We start from the raw sequence: 20051 nt of genomic DNA, 5'->3' as shown, positions 1-20051 counted from the left end.
TACCCTAGACGGCCTCCGTCTGCTGGGTGGGTGTGCCGATCAGGTTGGCCACGCCATCGATCTCCAGGTGGACACCAAAGTCGAAGTTCGCGTAGTCGGCATCGCCGTCGATCACCTGGCCGGTAAAGTTCAGGTCCACGTCCGAATTGATGGTCGCCGATGTGATCACGTCGATCTTGATGATCTTGAACACGTCGTTGTCCGACGTATCTGCATAGTTCATCCCGGTCGCCGTCAGGTTCACCGAGCCGTGGGTACTCAGGCTGATGCCCGTGCCGGTGATGTCTTCGGTGCTGCTCATGACCTGCACGCCCGCGATCTTGTAGTGGGCGCTGTCGTAGTCGTCCGTGCCGATGCTGACGATCTTCATGCCTCCTGCGGCGGACTGGTAGTCCGTCGCAGCGTTGGCAACGAGCAGCGTGGTCATCGAGACGCTGCTGTCCGTCTTGCTGACCAGCTTCAGCATGACGGCCACGTCTTCGCCGTCCGTGATCTGATCGATCGTGATGTTCAATCCGTCTGCGTAGGCCTTGTCCGTGCCGACGACGGTGGCGTTGGGCCGCTGCGGCGGACTCGTCAGGTTGGGATCGCTCACCGGATTCGACCTGTAGAAGTCGAAGTTCAGCAACTCGCCGGCCTGGACGGTGTCGGAGTTCACACCAAGCGTGTTGGTCGCGACATTGACAAAGCCGGCGCTCACGCTGTTGAAGGTTTCGCCCGCCGTATATGCGTGATCGGTGCCTGACACCAGGTCGCTGGTGTCGCTTGGAGGCGTGGCAGCCCTGGCGGACAGCACGCCGAAGAAGTCGCTGCTGTACTGCTGGACCACGATCTCCGGCGAGTTGTTGCCTTCCGTGTCGTAGTTGAAGGAGGTCAGCGGCGCACTCGTGGAGAACGTCGTCTGTCCACCGAAGACCTGGTCCAGGTCGAAGGTGAAAGTGCCGTCCGTCTTGTTGAAGATGACCGTGCCGGTTGCCGCCTGCGTCGTCGTCGACGTCGGCCCGGGGTAGTAGTTGAAGCTGAAGTTGTAGGTGACCGTCGTGGCGTCTTCGGCAAAGTGCGCGACGGCCGCATCGGTGATGGGGCGCCCGCCGGCGGTCGTTCCCGTGAGGCTGTTGAGCACGATGCCGTCGATCGACGCGTTGTCCACGTCGTCCGCGCCCACGGAGAAGTTGTAGGTGCCGGCAATGGGCTGGGCGTCGTTCGCTCCGGTGAGGTCCGAGATGGCGGTCACCGTCGGGCCGTGGTCGTCGAACTTGATGTTGGCGCCGATGTTGAGCACCTTCGAATCGCTGGCGGTGTCGCCGTCCCCGTCGGTGACCGTCACCGTGTTGGTCAAGGTGACCAGCGTGTCGGCCAGCGTGGCCTGCTGGGCCGCGTAGTTGGAACCCGCGCCCGGCAGCGCGTGGTCGATTTCCGCAAACTGCCGCAAGGTCACCGAACCAGTCGCGCTCACCGCCAGGTCGAAGATGGTGTTGTCCGCCGTGATGGCGCCCGCGGCGGCGGCCGTCGAACCGATGACATTCCCGCCCACCAGGTACAGCTTGATGGAGACGGCGTCGCTCGTGAGTCCGGATGCTCCGCCCGGCGCGGACAGGCCGAGCGCAAAGGCCGAACCGGTGGTGCCCGGCCCGTCGGCGCCGTAGCTGCTCGATGTGACGCCGAAGGCCGTCGCGAAGTTCTGCGTGTCGGAGTCGGTGGCTGCGCCGATGGTCTGGGCGTCCTGCGTGTTGAGCAGGATGGTGTCGGTGGGCGTTGCCAGCACGACCGAGGGGCCGTGGTCATCGAACTTGATGTTGCCGCCGATGTTGAGCGCCTTGGAATCGCTCGCGGTATCGCCGTCCTGGTCGGTGATCGTCACCGTATCGCTGAGCGTGACAAGGTCGTCGGCCATCGTGGCCTGCTGGGCCGCGTAGTTCGACGAGGACCCCGGAAGCGCGTGGTCGATTTCCGAGAACTGCTGCAGCGTCACCGAACCGCTTGCGCTCACGGCCAGGTCGAAAATAGTGTTGGTCGCAAGAATGCCGGCTTCGGTGCCGGAGGTCGAGCCAATGACCTTGCCGCTCACCAGATACAGGTAGATGGTCGCGCCATCGCTCTTGAGGCCTGAGTCCCCACCTTGCGTTTTCACGCCGAGCGCGAAGGCCGCGTCGGTGGAGCCCGCTCCATCGGCGCCATAGCTGCTCGACGCCGTGCCGAAGGCGGTCGCGAAGTTCGTGTTGGCGGAGTCGGTGTTGGCTCCGATGGTGTCGGCGTCCTGCGTGTTGACCAGCGCGGTGTCGGTGGGCGTCGCCAGCACGATGGACGGCCCGTCGTCCTCGAAATTCATCGTCGAGCCGACCTCTGCCGTTGCGGAGGAGACCTGCAGCAGCCTGAACCCCCCGATGTCGAAGTCGGCGTGGGTGTTGCCCGATGCATTGAGGGCCGCCCCGTTTTCGATGAGTACGCGGTTGTGGTCGGCCGACGTCGTGTACTCGATGGATTGGCCGGCCTTGACGCCGGTGATCGTCGCAACGCCGCCGGTAATGCTGATGCCGATGGCCGAACTCACTCCGCCCTCGGCGCCGTTCGCGAAGGTTTCGTAGACCGCCCCGGTCACGGAGTCGAGTACGCGCACGCTCGTGATCGAGATCACCGTGTCGCCCGCATAGCCATCGACGAAGCTGGTGCCGGACTCGACCGCCGTGCTGTACGCGCTGATCTTGACCTGGGCACTCTTTCCGCTTTGCAACTGCACAACGTCAAAGTCGGCGGTCCTCGCACCGAACATGCCGGTGAAGTCGATGTTCGACTCCAGATCGGCTTCGTTCTGGTCCAGGTTCGGGATGGTGACATCGGCCTTGGCGCCGGTCACGAACGTGAAGCGGATGCCTTCCTGCTCGGTGATCATCTGGCTGTTGGTGCCGAACGTGGTCGGTCCGCCGGCCTTGCTGGTGTTGATCGTGTCTCCGGTGCTGATGTTGATGTCGTCATGGGTGTCGGCTGCATCGGCCCCGGACTGATTGGCCGGGTCCTTTCCGGTCGCGATGATCGTCACGTCGGAAATGCGGCCGTTGACGATGGTCGGGTTCTCCTTCGTGAACATCAGGAACAGGTTCTGGCCGGATGGCGCACCTTCGAGATTGAACTCCGCATCCTGGCTGACGCTCACGAAGACCTTGTTCAGCAGGTTGACTGAATCGTCGGCGTTGGCCGGATCGGGGTTCGATATCGCTTCATACTGGACCATCCAGATCTTGGCGCCCGACACCGGGGTTCCCGTTTCCTCCAGGTAGGCGGCAAACACGATGACACCGGCGCTGGTCTTTCCCAGGACGATGTTGTTGTTGGCCGTATCGGTGAACAGGAAGATGTCTTCGCCATCGGCGGTGTTGAGACCGCTGTCCAGGCCATTGAGCGGAGCGCCCGTCGAGCCGGTGAACGAAAGATCGGTGACCGTGCCGGTTGCGGTGAACGTGAATGCGTTGGCGCCGGTGCTGCTCCCCCCCGCATAGCCGCTCAAGGCGGCTTTGGTTGGAGCCGCCGCACCCAGGGTGCTCAGGCGGCTGCTGAAAGCGGTCGGCAGCGAGCTTGCGAGGATGTCATTGTCGTTAGCGTCTTGCGCAGGTGCGGGGGTAGCGACAGAGTTCTGCAGCCCGGCGGATTCATCCAGGGTGACGGTCGAGATGGCCGTCGTGATCAGCACAGACATAAACGCTCCTCGAGTTAGGAAAAATACGGCCGACGGAGAACCGCGCAACTCGAAACGGGCCGCGCTTGCTGGCAATGGAGCAGGTTCACTTATCAGCAAAGGGGAGACGATGCTGAACCGCGGGCCCGCGCACTGTCCATAGTTCGAAAGTTGTCACCCATAGGGTGACGCGCCGCGCCGCCATCGCGGCCTGGACCGCCGCATACATCTCGATACCTTGCAACGCCCAGGAATCATTCCGAACAATCGTGTAACCCTTTATCATTAATTTAAGGGTGCAACGAACAGGCATCCCGGGGGAAAACATGGAACATGTCCCACGCTCGTCTGCGGGGCTTGGCTCCGCCTGGAACGCGGATCCGCGGCCCTCGACGCCAGACCCTCGCCCGCTGCCGCCATTCGCGCCGAGCGCACCGCGGACATCGAAATGCTTTCATCCCGTTCGCGTGGAGAGCCCATCTCTTTCGCCGCATGCGTTCGCAACCCGCGTTCCGGTTCTGATTGCATGTTGTCCGAGCTGCGCATCAACGCTGCTGGGACTGGACCTGTTGGCGTCGAGGCACCGTCCCGAGCGGATGTACAGCGTCGAACATGCGCAGATGAACAGCATCTGCGACCTGGAAGCCTGTTGCCGCCAGCAGGCGCCTCGCCTGCTGCTGGTGGACATCGCGCTTCTTTCCCCGGAAGGGATCGGCAAGCTGGGCGATCTGCGCCGCCACTTCCCAGCCACCGACTGGCTTCTTGGCTGGGAGCAGCCCTCGGCGAAGGGCCTGGATGCGGCGATCCGGATCCAGGCGCGCGGCTGCGTCGAATGGGAAGCGAGCGCGGAGCAGTTCGCGCAATCGCTCGATGCCGTGCTGGCAGGGATCCTGGGCTTTCCGGGGCCGGTATTGCAGGCACTCTATCTTTCCGTGCTGCGATGGACTGTGGCGGGCGGGCGTCCGGCATCGGGTTCGACGCCGCCTGCAATCCGGCTGACAGCGCGGGAGGACGAGGTGCTGTCGCTGATGCACCGGGACTTGTCCAACAAGCAAATCGCCGAGCAACTCGGGATCAGCGTCAACACGGTCAAGAAGCACCTCGCCCATGTGTTCGCGAAGCAGGGCCAGCACAGCCGCCGCTGGCATCTCGCCCGGCCCGGGCTCGCCGAGCCGGTTCTGGAGAGGTTCATCCCGCAGCGCGAACCGGCAGCCCCGCCATACCCGGCCGACAGGCCTGGCCAGTTGGCTCGGATTGCCTATCGCCTCGAGGGCGCAGGCGCTTCGCCCCTTGCCTGCCCTGCCGGGCAGTCCGATGTCCTCAGGGCTCAGGCCAAGTAGCCCGGCGCCTACAGGCTCGCCGCAATCCGCTCCCGCAGCCAGCGATGCCCCGGGTCGCGATGGCGCCGCTCGTGCCACAGCATCGCCATCTCGTAGCCCGGCACTTCCAGCGGCGCCTCCACCACGCGCAGCCCCGGCGCGCCGCGCGCCAGCCGCTCTGGCAGCATCGCAACCATGTCGGTGCTCGCCAGCACCGACATCATGAAAAGGAAATGCGGCACCGAGAGCGCCACGCGCCGCGCGAGCCCCTGCTGCGCCAGCGCATCGTCCGTGGGCCCGGCAAAGCCGCCGCCGCCGAGCGACACCACCACATGCTCCAGCGCGCAGAACTGCGCAAGCGTGGGCCGGCGCTTCAGGCGCGGATGGCCGGTGCGCCCGGCGAGCACATAGCGCTCGTTGAACAGCACGCGCCGGTGCAGCCCGGACGGCGCGCCCACGCTGGTGTGGAAGAACAGGTCGATCTCGCCCTGCTCCAGCTGCCGCGCCATGCGCGAGGGCACCGCCTCCACCACGGCCAGCCGCGTGTGGGGCGCGGCCGCGCGCAGACCGGCGAGCGCCGGCAGCAGGATCGCCGACTCGGCATAGTCGGCCGCGGCCACGCGCCAGGTGGTGGTCGCCTCGGCGGGGTCGAAGGGTTTGGTGGGCGCCACCGCGCGGCCCAATGATTCGAGCGCTTCGCGCAGCGGCTCGCGCAATTCGTCGGCGCGCGCGGTGGGCCGCATGCCGCGCTGCGCGGGCACCAGAAGCGGATCGCTGAACACCTCGCGCAGCCGGGCGAGCTGCACACTCACCGAGGGCTGCGAGAGGTTCAGGCGCTCGGCGGCACGGGTCACGCTGCGTTCGGCCAGCAGCACGTCGAGCGTGAGCAGCAGGTTGAGGTCGAGCCGCTTGAAATTGTCCATCGCTATTCCTGGAATTCTGAATATTCATTTCCAATATAGCTCGACGAGGCCTAACCTGCCTGCATCTTCATCCGACGAACCATGCAGCCATGAAAATCCTTCTTGTCCATGCCCATCCCGAAGCCCGTTCACTCAACGGCTCGCTCAAACAGTTCATGCGCGAACGTCTCGTGCAGGCCGGGCACGAGGTGCAGGTGTCCGACCTGTACGCCATGCAATGGAAGGCGACCTTGGCCGCCGACGACTTCGCGCATCTCGAGCCCGGCGCACCCTTCGACCCCATCGCCGATTCCCAGCGCGCCTTCGAGGCCGGCACCCAGCGCGAGGAAGTCGCCGCCGAGCAGGCCAAGCTGCTCTGGGCTGACACCGTGATCTTCCAGTTTCCGCTGTGGTGGTACACGATGCCGGCCATCCTCAAGGGCTGGGTCGACCGCGTCTACGCCTACGGCTTTGCCTACGGCGTGGGCGAGCATTCCGACAGGCACTGGGGCGACCGCTTCGGCCAGGGCGTGATGGCCGGCAAGCGCGCCATGCTGGTGGTCACGACCGGCGGCTGGGCCTCGCACTACAGCGCGCGCGGCATCAACGGGCCGATGGACGACCTGCTGTTCCCGATCCACCACGGCATTCTCTACTACCCCGGCTTCGAGGTGCTGCCGCCCTACGTGGTGTACCGCACCGGCAAGGTCGATGCCGCGGCCTACGCGCGCATCACCGAAGAACTGGGCCGCCGGCTCGATACGCTCGCAACCACCGAGCCGATCCCGTTCCGCCCGCAGAACGCCGGCGACTACGAGATTCCCGCGCTCACACTGCGGGGCGACATCGCACCGGGCGAGGCGGGCTTCGCGGTGCACGCCGCGCCGGCCGGCAGGAACTCGGGCTAAGGCAGCACCGGATTCGCCGCCGCGTTGGCAATGGCCGCATCCGCATCGGCGCGCAGCATGAAGCGCCTGGCGACGAGGTCGTTGGCGGCGGCAGTCAGGGCCGCGAGGTAGCCGGCCTGGTCGGTGTAGCGCTCCTGCAGCGAGGGCCGCGGATCGCCGCTGCCCGAACGCTCGACCGCCGTCTTCGCAAACGGAAAGTACGCGCCGAACAAGCCTGCCAGGTCGATGGTGCCCGGCTTGCTGGTGTAGTTCCAGCCGGTGTTGGTGCCCACCGGCACCGCCACGTCGAGGCTGCGGATGCCCGCGATGTCGTTGCCGTCGGCATCCACCTGCGGCACGAGGATGGCGTAGTCGCGGCCGAGGTATGCAGGCGGCACCTGCGTGGCAATGCCGCTCTCGTCTTGCGGCCGGTAGTTCGGCCCCCAGTCGAGCAGCGAATAGGTGTTGACCAGGCCCGTGTAGTTCGCGCCCGGAATGGCCGGAAACTTCAGCTGCTGCGGGCGCACCAGCGTGGCGTCGGCCAGCTTGGGCACCTGGCTGTCGGGCGGCGTGGCGCCCTTGACGACCCAGTCTTCCAGGTTCTGGTAGAGCGCGCGCACCACCGGCACCACGCCGGCGTTCGCATTGGTGGTATAGAGCGCCCCGGCGCTCGCGCCCGGCAGCGAGGGCAGGCCCAGCAGGTGGTGCGTGCTCGCGTAGTAGTAGATGCGCGCGTTGTCCGGCTGCACGAGGTCGGCCGTGCCCCAGGCGTCGGTCAAAAGCGGCGAGCCCTGCAGCACATAGAACTCCGTGCCGCTGATGCCGATGAAGAGCTTGGGGCAGGTGCCGCTCGCCTCGCAGCGCGACAGGATGCCGCCGCGGCGCTGCGCCACGTCGTCCACGTAGTCCTTCGAGAGGCCGCGCGTGCCGGCCTGGCCGAAGGCCGTGTGGTCGGTGCGCACGCCTCCGCCGCCGCCCGGGATCGCGAAGCGCATGTTGATGTTGGTCTGCCGCGCCGCGATCTGCGCGAACACGCCGTCGAACACCTTGCGCCCCGCGAGGTCCTGGTTGAAGCCCAGGTGCACGAAGGTCTTCATGAAGTTGCCGCACTGCGACACGCCCGAGGCAATGGTGTTCCTGATGGCGGCCGCCACCGGGTTGGCGGTGCCCGCGGCATCGCTCGCCTCGCGGTGGAAGAAGGCGATCATGTCGCGCACCGCGGCAAGGCCCAGGCCCATGACCTTCGGGTCCTTCGCGACGTAGACCAGCTCGTACATGTAGGCCGGATCCCATTTGTCGCGCAGGCACACGTTCGTCTCGTCGGGCGTGCCGGGGAACGGTGCGGCGGCGCTGCACTTGGCAAACTTCCAGTCGCTCGCGGGAATGAGCTGGCGCGCATCGGCTTCGTTGATGCGCCGCGTGAGCACGTAGCCGGGTTGCGTGTTGTCCAGGCTCGCGGTCGCATAGGCCTGCATGGCCGCGTTGAACGGCCCGCCGGGCAGCGGCAGCGAATCGTTGCTTGCCGCCGTGGGCAGCAGCTCGGCGCGGTAGGTGCCGGTGATGCTGCTGCCGTCTGCATTGCGGGCCACGGGCACCTTGAGCGTGAGCTTGCCCGCCGCGGCCGGCACATCGCCCTGCCAGGCCGCCGTGAGGAACACGTAGCCGCGCGATGCAAAGTACGGATCGAGGTTGACGATGTTGCCGCGGTTCGGCGCGTCGTAGCGCAGCACGCCGCTGGCCTTGCCCATGTCCTTGGGCTTGAAGAGCACGAAGTCGGAGCTGTACTCGACCTTGCCGTTGGCATTGAGCGGCGCGAGCGACAGGTCCTGGATGATGGCGTTGCGCGCATCCTTCGGATCGACCTCGCCCGTGAAGGTGCCGGTGATCTTCTCGTAGGCGCCGACGCTGCCGAAGGTGCCGGCCACGTCCTCGGTCTTCGAGATCGCGAGCTTGAACTTGGGCGCTTCGGCAGTTGCCGGCGGCGGCGTGGTTGCGGCCGGCGGCGGCAGCACGAAGCCACCGCCCCCTCCACCGCCGCTTCCGCCGCATGCGCTCAGGAAAAGGGCGGCCGAAGCCACCGTGGCAGCCAACAGGCTCCAGCGTTTCATGGTTTGTCTCCTTCGTTGGGGTGTCTGCGCGGTGCCGATCTCCGCTGCGGCCGGTGCGCGCCCTACTCGGCTTCGATGCCGGCGGCCTTCACGATGCGGCCCCACTTCTGCGACTCGGCCGTCTGGAACCTGGCGAGCTCTTCGGGCGAGGTGGTGAACACCTCGGTGCCGGTGGGCTCGTAGAAAGCCGTCTTCGCGGACGCGCTCTTCGCGGCCTTCACCAGCAGTTCGTTGAGCCGCTTGACCACGGCCGGCGGCGTCTTCGCGGGCGCGTAGGCCGCGAACCAGTAGCCCATCTCGTAGCCCTTCACGCCGGCTTCCGAGATGGTGGGCACGTCGGGTGCAAGCAGCGAACGCGCGGCGCTCGAAACGCCCAATGCGCGCAGCTTGCCGGCCTTGACCTGCGGCAGGCCGGTGGCCGCGTCGGTGATCATCATGTGGATCTGGCCGCCCAGCAGGTCGGTGACGGCGAGCGTGTTGCTCTTGTAGGGCACGTGCAGCAGCTTGATGTCGGCCATCTGCTGCAGCAGCTCGCCCGCCATGCGGCTGGACGAACTGCCGCTGCCGAAGCTGTACTTGCCCGGCTCCTTCTTCGCGAGCGCCACGAACTCGGCCACGCTCTTGGCAGGGAACGATGGGTTCACCACCATGATCTGCCCGCCCTTGCCGAGCGCGGTGACGGGCGCGAAGTCTTTCACCGGGTCGTACGGCAGCTTCTTGAACAGGTGCTCGTTGGCGGCATGCGTGGTGTTGGTGGTGATCAGCACGGTGTAGCCATCGGCCGCGGCCTTGGCCACCTGCTGCGAGGCGATGAAGCCGCTGGCGCCGGCCTTGTTGTCGATCACCACGGGCTGCTTCGTTTCGGCCGTGATGCTGTTGCCCAGCGCACGCGCGATCTGGTCGGTGGCGGTGCCGGCCGCAAAGGGCACGACGAAGGTGATGGGCTTTTCCGGGAAGGCCTGCTGCTGTGCGTGGCCCAGCAGCGGCACCAGGGCCAGCGCGGCGGCCGAAAGGGTGAGGGAACGTCGTTTCATTGTTTTGTCTCCGGATGGATGGCTGGTAAAAAAATGGATGGCTGCCGCTACGGCCCCGCCAGCAGCGGCACGAGCGCGCGCGGCACGCGGATGGGCATGTCGAGCAGCAGGAAAGACAGCGCCTTGCCGTGCGCATCGAGGTTCAGCGCATCGTTGACGCCGCCGTCGAGCACCGCGTCGAGCACGAAGTTCATCGCATGCAGCCGGGGCAGCAGGAAGCGCTGCACCCGCGCCGGTGCGCGGTGGCGGAACTGCATCGACACGCGCTCGGGCGTGAGCTGCTCGGCCAGCAAGGCATACAGATCGGGATGCCAGGCGATCACGCTGATGTTGGAGCGGTCGCCCTTGTCGCCGGTGCGGCCGTGGGCCGCGCGGTAGAGCGGCACTTCGATCATCTCGTCGGTCGGTGTGTTCATGCCAGGGCCTCCGCGCCGAGCAGTTCGAAGCGCACCGGCACCGCTTCGCGCGGCAGCAGGCACGACAGGGTGTTGAGCCGCGGCGTGAGCGCGGTGCGCACGCCGCCGCCGCCCGCGGGTCCGCAGGTGTAGAGCGCCATGACCTCGCGCGCCAGGCGCTCGGCCTGCGCGCGCTCCGCATGCGTGGCCGCCACGCGCAGGCGCACGTCGCGCAGGCCCGTGTCGGGCGTGTCCGCGAGCATGCGGCCGGCGTCGTCGCCCAGGATGCTCAGCGCGCCGATCAGGTCCACGCGCAGCGCCAGCCCGTCGAGCCGCTTGCGCAGCACCTCGGCCGCGAGCCGGGCGCGCGCCTCGGCACGCGGCCCCGCGTAGGAAATTTCGCCCTCGGCGAGCCAGCCGCCTTCATGGCAGACATTGACCTTGTAATGGCTCGGCCGCGCGTGGCCGCGCACGCCGGAGAGTTCGACGCGGTCCTCGCCGGGCAGCGCGCGCACTTCGGCTTCTGCGATGTCGGCCACCACGTCGGGCGTGAGGTAGGCGCTCGGGTCGTGCACTTCGTAGAGCAGCTGTTCCTTCACGGTGGCTTCGCTCACGAGGCCGCCGGTGCCGTCAGCCTTGCCGATGGTGCATTGGCCGTCGGCATCGATCTCCGCAATCGGGAAACCCACGTTGTCGAGCCCCGGCACGTCCTTGTAGCCCGGGTCGGCGAAATAGCCGCCGCACACCTGCGCGCCGCATTCGAGCAGGTGGCCTGCCATGGTGGCGCGGCCCAGCCGGTGCCAGTCGTCGGCGCGCCAGCCGAAGTGCGACATGGCGGGGCCAACCGCAAGCGAAGGGTCGGCCACGCGGCCGCACACCACGATCTGCGCGCCGGCGTCGAGCGCGGCGGCAATCGGCTCGGCGCCGATGTAGGCATTGGCGCTGACGATGCGCAGGCCCTCCATCTGCGCGCCCAGCGTTTCATGCAAGAGCGCGCGGTGCGAAGGGCCCGAAAGATCGTCGCCTTCCACCACCGCGATGCGCGGCGCATCGGCGCCCAGTTCGCGCGCCATGCGGGCGATGTGGCGGGCCGCGGCGCGGGGGTTGGCCGCGCCGAAGTTGCTCACGATGCGGATGCCGTGCGCGAGGCTGCGCGCCAGCACGGGCCGCAGCATGGCGTCGAGCAAGGGCTCGTAGCCGGCGTCGGGGTTGTCGCGGCGGCGCAGTTGGGCGAGCGCGAGCGTGCGTTCGGCCAGCGTCTCGAAGATCAGGAAGGCACGCTGGCCGGCCGGGCCGCCGGCGAGCCGCGCGATCAGCGTGTCGACCACCTGCCCCGCCGCATCGGTGCGGTCGCCGGAAAAGCCGGCCGCGCAGCCGATCAGCAGTGGGGGCGGTGCATTGGCATTCATCGAGGCGGACTTTAGGCAGCCCGCCGTCATCCGTAAAATCGAAAATTCGGATCAATTGATCTGAATTCCAGATCGCCCGAAAAATCTCACTGGTCGAGCCGGATGCCACGCCTGGCGATGATCGCGCCCCATTTGCGGCCCTCGCTGTCGATGAACGAGCCGAACTCCTCGGCGGAGCCGCCGCCCGCCACCAGGCCCTGGTTGGCCAGCAGTTCACGCACGGCGGGCTCCTGCAGCACCGTGTTCACATCGGCATTGATGCGGCGAACCACCTCGGGCGGCGTGCCGCTCGCGGTGAAGAGGCCGTTCCACGCCAGCGACTCGAAGCCCGGATAGCCCGACTCCGCCACGGTGGGCAGGTCCTTCATGAGCTCGGAGCGCTTCGCGCTCGTGACCGCGAGCAGCTTGATGCGCTTGCCCTGCACGAGCGGCAGCAGCGCCGGTGCCACGGTGAACAGCGCCTGCGTGTCGCCGGCCGCCACCGAAAGGCCCGCCGGCGGCGATCCGGCATAGGGCACGTGCACCGCCTCGATGCCGGCCACGCTGCGAAACAGCTCCATCGTCAGGTGCGATGAACTCCCCGCGCCCACCGACGCATAGCTGAACGGGTGGCCCTGCTTCTTCGCCCACGCGACGAATTCCGGCAGCGTGTTGGCAGGGTTGCCGGCCTGCACCGCCAGCACGTTGGGCTGCGAGGTGGTGAGCACGATCGGCACCAGGTCGCGTGCGGGCGCATACGGCATGCGGCTGTACATGTAGGGGCCGAAGGCGATCGGCCCGTTGAAGCCGATGCCCAGCGTATGGCCATCGCCCGGCGCCTTGGCCACGGCGTCCATGCCGATCAGGCCGCCCGCACCGGCCTTGGTCTCGATCACGATGGGCTGCTTCCACAGGGGGCGTAGCCGGTCGGCCAGCGTGCGCGCGATCAGGTCGAGCGAACTGCCGGCGGGCGCGGGAACGATCAGGCGTACGGGCTTGGTCGGCCACTCCTGGGCGGAGGCGGCCATTGCCGATGCGCAGGCAAGGAGGAATGCGGCGAGCTTGCTCTTGTTCATTTCGAATCTCTGCTTGGGCCCGCCACCTTACATCGGCCAGGTGCGGCGCCGGCCGGCGCTCCACGCAAAAAAGCCGGGCCCGCTTTCGCAGGCCCGGCCTTCTTGCCTTTCTGCAACTACAGCGGCAGCGCATTGCCGCGTGCGGCGGCATAGGCTTCGGCCCGCACCGTTGCGCGGTCCACCGCACCGGCGACGATCGGCGTGGTGCCCGAGGAGGCCGCTTCGGCGTACGGGTCCGGTGCGCGTGCGGCGGCCACCGCTTCGGCACGCACGGTGTCGCGGTTGTTCATGGCGACCGGCGGATGCATCGGGCCGGCATCGACACCCGTGGCATAGGGATTGCCAATGCGTGCGGCCACCACGGCCCCGGCAGCCACGTTGGCGCGGCTCTCGGCGGTGGTCAGGGGATGGACGCCTTCATAGGTTTCGGCATGGGCGGCGCCGGCGGCGGCAGCGAGGGCCAGTGCGATGGCAGAAAGACGCTTGGCGTTGGAGATGGTCATTCGGATTTCCTTCGATTCAATGATTGGATGGAGGGAGGCTGCGAACCGTTCTTGCTTTTTGGGCTGGTCCGTGAAATCGATTTTGCGATGGCATCCAGGTACAACCTCATGGCGCACGCAATCCCGGCAATCGCGACGTGGAAACAGCCGGCCGCCCTTTGAAGCGATGCGCGAAAGCTGATAGCGATCGGGTCGCGCAGAGGCGCCCATGCCACGCGGCACTTCACAGGCCGCGGCAAGGCCGCTACATTCGACGCCTCGACAAACAACCCGGATCGGAGGTGCGCGATGGAAGACACAGCTATTCATTGCTCCACGATCGGCCGGTTTGTCGGTTCTTCGAAGAGTTGCTGATACAGCCAATTCGACCCTTGCGGCGCTTCCTGGCCGCAACCGCAAACCGCCCGAGATTCAAACGCCGCCGCCGGCAAGCAGTTGCCGGCCGCGATCTGTCCGTTTCCAGAATCCTCAAGGCTCACCATGCTTGAAACCCGCGCCGCGCATCCGCGGCCGTTTTCGATATCCGTTTTCGATCCCCATCAGGCGTCCACCGAAAGCTGGGAGAAGTTCCATCGCTATTGGCAGCTTCGCACCGAGGAAGACCACCCCGGCGAGCGCCGCATCCCCAGCGCCGACACCGAGCGCGCGCTGCGTGAGCACCTGCCGCTGCTGGCCTTCCACCGGGTCCTCGCGAGTTGCGAAGGCGAGTTCATCGGCAGCCTCACGCTGAGCTTTCGCCGCGAAGGCTCGCCGGACCATGCCGCCTTCGCGCCCTATCTCGATGCCTGGGGCGGTGTACTGCGGCCGCACCGGCGGCGCGGCGTGGCCAGCGCACTGCTGCGCGTGCTGCTCGGCTTCATGGAAGCGCAAGGCAAGACCACGGCCAGCATCAAGGCCCACTTGCCCGAAGGGCATGCGTTTCTCGCAGCCATCGGCGCGATCGAGAAGCACCGCGCCGTCGAGAACCGGGCCGCCTTCGATGCACTGCCGTGGGACGAACTCGCCCGCTGGCAATCGCAGGCATTCGCCGCCGGCGGGGGCTTGCGCGCCGAAATCCACGCCGGCCGCGTGCCCTTCGAGCGCCTGGCCAGCCTGATCGCGCCCTTCTCGGCGCTCATCAACGACGCGCCCACCAATGCGCTGGACATGCCGCGCATGCGCTACGAGCTCGAGAACTACCGCACCTGGTATGCCGACATGTCGCAGCGCGGCGGAGAGCACTTTCTGGTGCTGCTGCTCGACGGCGACGAGGTGGCCGCCATGTGCGACGCCAGCTGGGACCAGCGCTTTCCGGACCGCATGTACCAGCAGCTGACGGCCGTGGCGCCGCGCTGGCGCGGCAAGGGCCTGGCCAAGGGCGTGAAGGCCTCCATGCTGGCGCTGGTACGCGAGCGCCACCCGGAGGTCGCCACCGTCATCACCAGCAACGCCGAGGTCAACGCGCCGATGCTCTCCATCAACCACCGGTTGGGCTTCGCGCCGCACAGGCATGATGCGGTCTACCAGATCGGCCCGGAAAGCCTGAGGGCCTTCCTCTCGACCCGCCCGCTGGATCCGATGGAGCGGTACCAATGAAAGCACCACCACGACTGCAGTCGCTGGTCGACGAAGGCCTGATCGACACGGTGGTCCGCCAGCTGATGAGCGGCAAGGAAGCCATGGTCTACGTGGTGCGCTGCGGCGAGGAGACGCGCTGCGCCAAGGTCTACAAGGAAGCCGACAAGCGCAGCTTCCGCCAGGCCGTCGACTACACCGAGAACCGCCGCGTGCGCAATTCGCGCGAAACGCGCGCCATGGCCAAGGGCACGCGCTTCGGCCGCCAGGTGACCGAGGCCATCTGGCAAAGCGCCGAGGTCGATGCGCTCTACCGCCTGGCGGCGGCCGGCGTGCGCGTGCCCGTTCCCTACAACTTCCTGGAAGGCGTGCTGCTGATGGAGCTGGTGACCGATGCCAACGGCGATGCGGCCCCGCGCCTGAACGACGTGGCCTTCACGCGCGAGGAAGCCGTGCAGCACCACGCCAGCCTGCTGAAGGAGGTGGTGCGCATGCTGTGCGCGGGCGTGGTGCACGGCGACCTGTCGGAATTCAACGTGCTGCTCGCGGCCGACGGCCCGGTGGTGATCGACCTGCCGCAGGCGGTGGATGCGGCGGGCAACAACCACGCGAAGCGCATGCTGCTGCGCGACGTGGAGAACCTGCGCAACTTCTTCGGCCAGTTCGCGCCGGAGCTCCTGGGCACGCACTACGGCGACGAGATCTGGCACCTGTACGAGCGCGGCCTGCTGCGCGTCGAGTCGGTGCTGAGCGGCACGCATGCGCGCGACACCGGCCCCGTCGACCTGGGCAACGTGCTGCGCGAGGTGGACGACGCGCGCCAGGAAGAAGCGGCGCGGCGCCTGCGCATGCAGCTGCCCAGGCTCTGACGCGGACCGGCGCGGCCGTCAGGGCCGTTCGTTCTTGAGCTCGCGCAGCTGCGCCTCGGCATGTTCGAGCTCGGCCCGCAGCGCGCGGACGTCGTGCTCCAGCTTGTCGATGCGCGCCGCGCGGCTTTGCGGCGGCTCCGATGCCCGGCAGCGCGCCCGCAGCGCGTCCAGGTTCTCGGCGAGCTGCCGGCGGCGCAGCATCTGGCCCCTGGAGCGGGCCAGGTCCATGTCGTGCTCCAGCGCGGCCTCTTCCGCTTCGCAGGATGAAGCGGCGCCCTCCGCCGGCTCCGCGGCCTGGGCGAATGCGGGTGCGGCCAGCGCCAGCGCCATGCCCAGGAACCAGCGCTCCATGCGCAGTTCGCGCCGCATCCATCGAAGAAGGCCACCATGCCAGGCGAAATCCATTGCACCCACTCCGTTCCATCGGCCTGCCAATGCATGCCGTGGCGCATTCTGTCTCAGGCCAGCGCCTCCACGCACAGCGCCGTGACCTTTCCTGCGACCGAGGGATGCGCCTGAAGCGCATGCAGCGCCAGGTCCATCGTGCCCTGCCGCACCGGCTGCGTGAGCACCAGCAGCTGTGCGCCCATGCCGGGCTGCGCAGCCGCCAGCGCCACCTGCTGCACCGGCACCTGCTGCCCCGCCAGCCAGCCCGACACCGCCTCGATCTGGCTGGCGGCTTGCACGGGGATGCGCAGGTAGTGCGCGCCGCATGCCTCGGCGCGGGGCAGCGCCGGCAACGCGCTCATCGCGTGCGCATGAAAGCCCAGGTGCGGCACGCGCTGTGCGGCATGGGTGCCGTCCAGCCGCGCCACATCGACCAGGTCGGCAATCACCGCCGATGCGGTCTGTTCGGAGCCGGCGCCCGCGCCGTAGTACATCGTCACGCCGGACGCATCGCCCTTGACCATCACGGCATTCATCGACCCGCTCACATGCGCCATCAGGTGCGATGCGGGCACCAGCGCGGGCTGCACGCGCAGCTCCACGCCCTCCTCCCGGCGCCGCGCCACACCCAGCAGCTTGATGCGGTAGCCCAGCTGCTCGGCAGAGGCCACGTCCACCCGCTCGAGTGCCGTGATGCCTTGCACCTGCACATCGGCAAGCCGCACGGTGGTGCCGAAGGCATTGGCGGCCAGCAGCGTGAGCTTGTGCGCGGCGTCGATGCCTTCGATGTCGAAGGCCGGATCGGCCTCCGCATAGCCGAGCGCCTGGGCCTGCGCGAGCGCGGCTGCGAAGTCCAGGCCTTCATCCCTCATCTTGCTCAGGATGAAGTTGGTGGTGCCGTTGATGATGCCCGCCACCCACTCGATGCGGTTGGCCGCGAGGCCCTCGCGCAGCGCCTTGACAATGGGAATGCTCACCGCCACCGCGCCCTCGTAGGCCACGGCCACCCCATGCCGCCGGGCCGCGGCAAAGATCTCGGCGCCATGCACCGCCAGCAGGGCCTTGTTGGCCGTGACCACGTGCTTGCCGTGCGCGATGGCGGCCAGCACCCATTCGCGCGCCGGGCCGGTGCCGCCGGCCACTTCCACCACCACGTCGACATCGGGATGGGTGGCCACGCGCAGCGGGTCGTCCGTGAGCGGAACATCCGCGCCCACGATGGCGGCGGCGCGCACCAGGTTGCGCGCGGCCACCATCACCAGCTCGATGGGCCGGCCCGCCCGGCCCGCGATCTCGGCCTGGTTGCGCGCCAGCACCCGGAATGTGCCCGAGCCGACGGTGCCGATGCCGATCATCCCCACGCGCAGCGCACGGATGGCCGCGGGGCGGCTGGGCAGGGGTTCGAGGGACTGGACTGGATCGCGGTACATGGACATCTCCGGATGAAAAACAAGAAACCCAGCTGCCAGAGCTGGGTTTCATTCATTCGGGGAAGAAGAGCGATACACCAGGTGGCTGCCGAAACGGCCACCTGCGCGTGCTCAGGTGGCCGCGGTGGTAATGGTGGTAATCATTCGTGCAACCAATGACCCCTCCGCCCGCGCGAAGGCAGGCGGCATCATGCGGGCCATGGAGGCTGCGCAGACGGTGGAGGGGAAGGATTGGCACGGCATGAAGCCGCCAGTGTACAGGAGCGGGCCGGACCCGCTTCGACGGCTGGCGCGCCCAGCCTGCGGAATTTCGGGGAGCAGGCCTACAGCAGGCGTGCGGCCGCAGGCCTAGTGTGCTGGGCAAAGAACTGCATCATCCAGGAGGCAGCATCATGAAGAATTTCGTTCTGGAGCCCCGCATGCGCTCGAGCATCGGCGGCGCTTTCTACCCCACAGGCTACTCGATGGTGATGTTCCCGAGCACGGAGGACGCCAACCGCATCGGCCACAAGCTGATCGAGAACGGCGTGAGCGGCGACGAGATCTACCTGCTTCCCGCGGCCACGATCCTGGAGGAGATCTCGCCCACCGTGAGGGAAGCCGACGAGCCGCTGCCGTCGGCCGGCACCGACGCGGCCACCGTGCGTGCCTACACCAAGCTGGCGCGCGAAGGCCATGCCGGCCTCCTGGTCAGAACGAAGCACGAAGAGGACGCCAACCGCCTGATGGAACTGGTGCGCACCGTGCCCTATTCGATCGCGCAGCGCTATCGCACGCTGGTCATCGAAGACCTTTGACCCAAACCCTCTGCTCGATCGATCCGCCGGCGGCTCAGGCGGCCGCCGCTGCGCGCCGCACCACGTCGCGCGCCATGGCCTGCGCGAGTTCCTGTTCGCCCAGGAAGACCGTGGCGGCCATCTCGCGCGTCAGCAGCCCGGCTTCTTCCTCGTTGTGGCTGCGGATCACGGTTTCGATGGCCGGATTGAGGGTGCGGGCGGTTTCCATCATCTGCCGCACGTTCATGGCGTCCGGGATGGCCACCACCAGCACGCGGGCACGCGCGATGTGCGCCTGGATCAGCACGGCCGGATCGGCCGCGTCGCCCCAGACGGCCGCCACGCCGGCCTCGCGCAGCTTCTCCACCAGCTCGCGGTTCTGCTCCGCCACCACGTAGGGAATGTCGTGCGCCTCCAGTTCGGACGCGATGCGGCGCCCGACGCGGCCATAGCCCACCAGCACCACCTGCCTGGACAGGTAACGGGCTTCGGTGGTGGTCGGCAGTTCGGCCAGCGGATGGTCGTGCGATTCGAGGCTGCGCGCCGCCGGGAAGCGGCCGTGCAGCCATTTCTCGATCGGTGCGACCAGGCTGAACCACAGCGGATTGGTGGCAATGGAAATCAGTGCGCCGGCCAGGATCAGGCTCTGCCCCTCCACCGGCAGCAGGCCGAGCGAGACGCCGAGCCCCGCAAGAATGAACGAGAACTCCCCGATCTGCGCAAGGCTCGCGCTCACGGTGAGCGCCGTGCCCAGCGGATAGCGGAACGCCAGCACCAGCGCGCAGGCGGCCAGCGACTTGCCCAGCACGATCACGCCCACCACCGCCAGCACCTGCAGCGGCCGCTCGACGAGCACCGAGGGATCGAAGAGCATGCCCACCGACACGAAGAACAGCACCGCGAAGGCATCGCGCAGCGGCAGCGACTCCTGCGCCGCGCGGTGGCTGAATTCGGATTCGCGCATCACCATGCCCGCGAAGAAAGCGCCCAGCGCAAACGACACGCCGAACAGCGCCGCCGACGCAAAGGCGATGCTGACCGCCGCCGCGATCACGCACAGCGTGAACAGCTCGCGCGAGCCGGTGCGCGTGACCTGCCAGAGAATCCAAGGAAACGCGCGCCGCCCCACCACCAGCATCAGCGCCACGAACCCGCCCACCTGCAGCAGCGTGACGCCGAGCGTCTGCCACAGCGGATCGGCGTTGGCCGAATCGCCCGCCTGGCCGCCCAGCGCCCCCGCGAGCGGCGGCATCAGCACCAGGACCAGCACCATGGCGAGGTCCTCGACCACCAGCCAGCCGACCGCGATGCGCCCGGTGAACGAATCGAGAATGCCCAGGCTCTCGAGCGCGCGCAGCAGCACGACCGTGCTTGCCACCGACAGCGCCAGGCCGAAGACCAGCGCCTCGCCCCACGACCAGTCCCACCAGAGCGCCAGTGCACCGCCCAGCACCGTGGCCACCGCGATCTGCGCGAGTGCGCCCGGCAGCGCGATCTTGCGCACCGCCAGCAGGTCGTCGAGCGAAAAATGCAGGCCCACGCCGAACATCAGCAGCATCACGCCGATCTCGGCCAGCTGCGCCGCAATGCCCGCATCGGCCACGAAGCCCGGCGTGAACGGCCCGATGATCACGCCCGCGAGCAGGTAGCCCACCAGCGCCGGCAGCCGCAGCCGCAGCGCCAGGAAACCCAGCACGAGCGCCAGCCCCAGGCCGGCGGCAATCGTGTTGATCAGGGAAACGCTGTGGGGCAT

Annotated in this window: 16 protein-coding genes; 5 read left to right on the top strand and 11 right to left on the bottom strand. The window is 67.7% G+C overall.

Annotated elements, in window-relative coordinates:
- Positions 1-4 precede the first annotated feature (4 nt).
- Positions 5-3685 carry a DUF5801 repeats-in-toxin domain-containing protein gene (locus ACAM58_RS10465; RefSeq protein ID WP_244883338.1) on the bottom strand — a complete coding sequence of 1227 codons (3681 nt, stop codon included), beginning with the start codon at positions 3683-3685 and terminating at the stop codon, positions 5-7.
- A gap of 581 nt (positions 3686-4266) precedes the next feature.
- Between ACAM58_RS10465 and ACAM58_RS10460 the strand changes: the two genes are divergently transcribed.
- Positions 4267-5010 (top strand): response regulator transcription factor, encoded by a 744-nt coding sequence (locus tag ACAM58_RS10460; protein WP_018902845.1) that lies wholly within the window; start codon positions 4267-4269, stop codon positions 5008-5010.
- Between the two features lie 8 nt (positions 5011-5018).
- Here the strand turns inward: ACAM58_RS10460 and ACAM58_RS10455 are convergent, their stop codons facing one another.
- Complete coding sequence (locus ACAM58_RS10455; RefSeq protein WP_018902846.1) at positions 5019-5912, bottom strand: LysR family transcriptional regulator; 894 nt, start codon at positions 5910-5912, stop codon at positions 5019-5021.
- Between the two features lie 89 nt (positions 5913-6001).
- On the opposite strand from ACAM58_RS10455, the gene ACAM58_RS10450 reads away from it, so the two are divergent.
- The gene (locus ACAM58_RS10450) at positions 6002-6799 is read left to right on the top strand and encodes an NAD(P)H-dependent oxidoreductase (protein ID WP_018902847.1); all 798 of its coding nucleotides are present in this window, start codon (positions 6002-6004) and stop codon (positions 6797-6799) included.
- On the opposite strand, the gene ACAM58_RS10445 is transcribed toward ACAM58_RS10450, so the two are convergent.
- The 6 genes from ACAM58_RS10445 to ACAM58_RS10420 all read right to left on the bottom strand — a co-directional run bounded on the left by ACAM58_RS10445 (position 6796) and on the right by ACAM58_RS10420 (position 13282).
- The gene (locus ACAM58_RS10445) at positions 6796-8886 is read right to left on the bottom strand and encodes an alpha/beta hydrolase domain-containing protein (RefSeq protein WP_018902848.1); all 2091 of its coding nucleotides are present in this window, start codon (positions 8884-8886) and stop codon (positions 6796-6798) included. The genes ACAM58_RS10450 and ACAM58_RS10445 overlap by 4 nt on opposite strands.
- 62 nt (positions 8887-8948) lie before the next feature.
- Positions 8949-9920 (bottom strand): tripartite tricarboxylate transporter substrate binding protein, encoded by a 972-nt coding sequence (locus tag ACAM58_RS10440; RefSeq protein ID WP_018902849.1) that lies wholly within the window; start codon positions 9918-9920, stop codon positions 8949-8951.
- 47 nt (positions 9921-9967) lie between these two features.
- The gene (locus ACAM58_RS10435) at positions 9968-10336 is read right to left on the bottom strand and encodes a hypothetical protein (protein ID WP_018902850.1); all 369 of its coding nucleotides are present in this window, start codon (positions 10334-10336) and stop codon (positions 9968-9970) included.
- Positions 10333-11724, bottom strand: coding sequence for an acyclic terpene utilization AtuA family protein (locus ACAM58_RS10430; RefSeq protein ID WP_026283792.1), 1392 nt, complete (start codon positions 11722-11724; stop codon positions 10333-10335). The genes ACAM58_RS10435 and ACAM58_RS10430 overlap by 4 nt, the downstream gene beginning before the upstream one ends.
- 86 nt (positions 11725-11810) lie before the next feature.
- Positions 11811-12779, bottom strand: a complete 969-nt coding sequence (locus ACAM58_RS10425; RefSeq protein ID WP_018902852.1) for a tripartite tricarboxylate transporter substrate binding protein — start codon at positions 12777-12779, stop codon at positions 11811-11813.
- A 116-nt stretch (positions 12780-12895) separates the two neighbouring features.
- Positions 12896-13282 (bottom strand): hypothetical protein, encoded by a 387-nt coding sequence (locus ACAM58_RS10420; RefSeq protein ID WP_018902853.1) that lies wholly within the window; start codon positions 13280-13282, stop codon positions 12896-12898.
- A 480-nt stretch (positions 13283-13762) separates the two neighbouring features.
- On the opposite strand from ACAM58_RS10420, the gene ACAM58_RS10415 reads away from it, so the two are divergent.
- Positions 13763-14857, top strand: coding sequence for a GNAT family N-acetyltransferase (locus tag ACAM58_RS10415; protein ID WP_018902855.1), 1095 nt, complete (start codon positions 13763-13765; stop codon positions 14855-14857).
- Positions 14854-15705 carry a PA4780 family RIO1-like protein kinase gene (locus tag ACAM58_RS10410; RefSeq protein ID WP_018902856.1) on the top strand — a complete coding sequence of 284 codons (852 nt, stop codon included), beginning with the start codon at positions 14854-14856 and terminating at the stop codon, positions 15703-15705. Before ACAM58_RS10415 ends, ACAM58_RS10410 begins: the two co-directional genes overlap by 4 nt.
- Positions 15706-15723: 18 nt before the next feature.
- Here ACAM58_RS10410 and ACAM58_RS10405 read toward each other — a convergent pair whose 3' ends face one another.
- Both ACAM58_RS10405 and ACAM58_RS10400 read right to left on the bottom strand, forming a co-directional pair.
- Positions 15724-16110 carry a DUF1090 family protein gene (locus ACAM58_RS10405; RefSeq protein ID WP_018902857.1) on the bottom strand — a complete coding sequence of 129 codons (387 nt, stop codon included), beginning with the start codon at positions 16108-16110 and terminating at the stop codon, positions 15724-15726.
- Positions 16111-16163: 53 nt separating this feature from the next.
- The gene (locus ACAM58_RS10400; RefSeq protein WP_018902858.1) at positions 16164-17522 is read right to left on the bottom strand and encodes a homoserine dehydrogenase; all 1359 of its coding nucleotides are present in this window, start codon (positions 17520-17522) and stop codon (positions 16164-16166) included.
- A 392-nt stretch (positions 17523-17914) separates the two neighbouring features.
- Between ACAM58_RS10400 and ACAM58_RS10395 the strand changes: the two genes are divergently transcribed.
- Entirely contained in the window at positions 17915-18319 is a 405-nt protein-coding gene (locus ACAM58_RS10395) for a hypothetical protein (protein ID WP_018902859.1), read from the top strand.
- 34 nt (positions 18320-18353) lie between these two features.
- Here ACAM58_RS10395 and ybaL read toward each other — a convergent pair whose 3' ends face one another.
- Positions 18354-20051 (bottom strand): YbaL family putative K(+) efflux transporter, encoded by a 1698-nt coding sequence (ybaL, locus tag ACAM58_RS10390; protein ID WP_369664418.1) that lies wholly within the window; start codon positions 20049-20051, stop codon positions 18354-18356.

Origin of the sequence: Variovorax sp. V116, assembly GCF_041154435.1 — a bacterium.
GTDB classification, from domain to species: domain Bacteria; phylum Pseudomonadota; class Gammaproteobacteria; order Burkholderiales; family Burkholderiaceae_C; genus Variovorax; species Variovorax paradoxus.
Note: the sequence above shows the minus strand (reverse complement) of the source record. Positions and strands in the feature narration are given on the sequence as shown.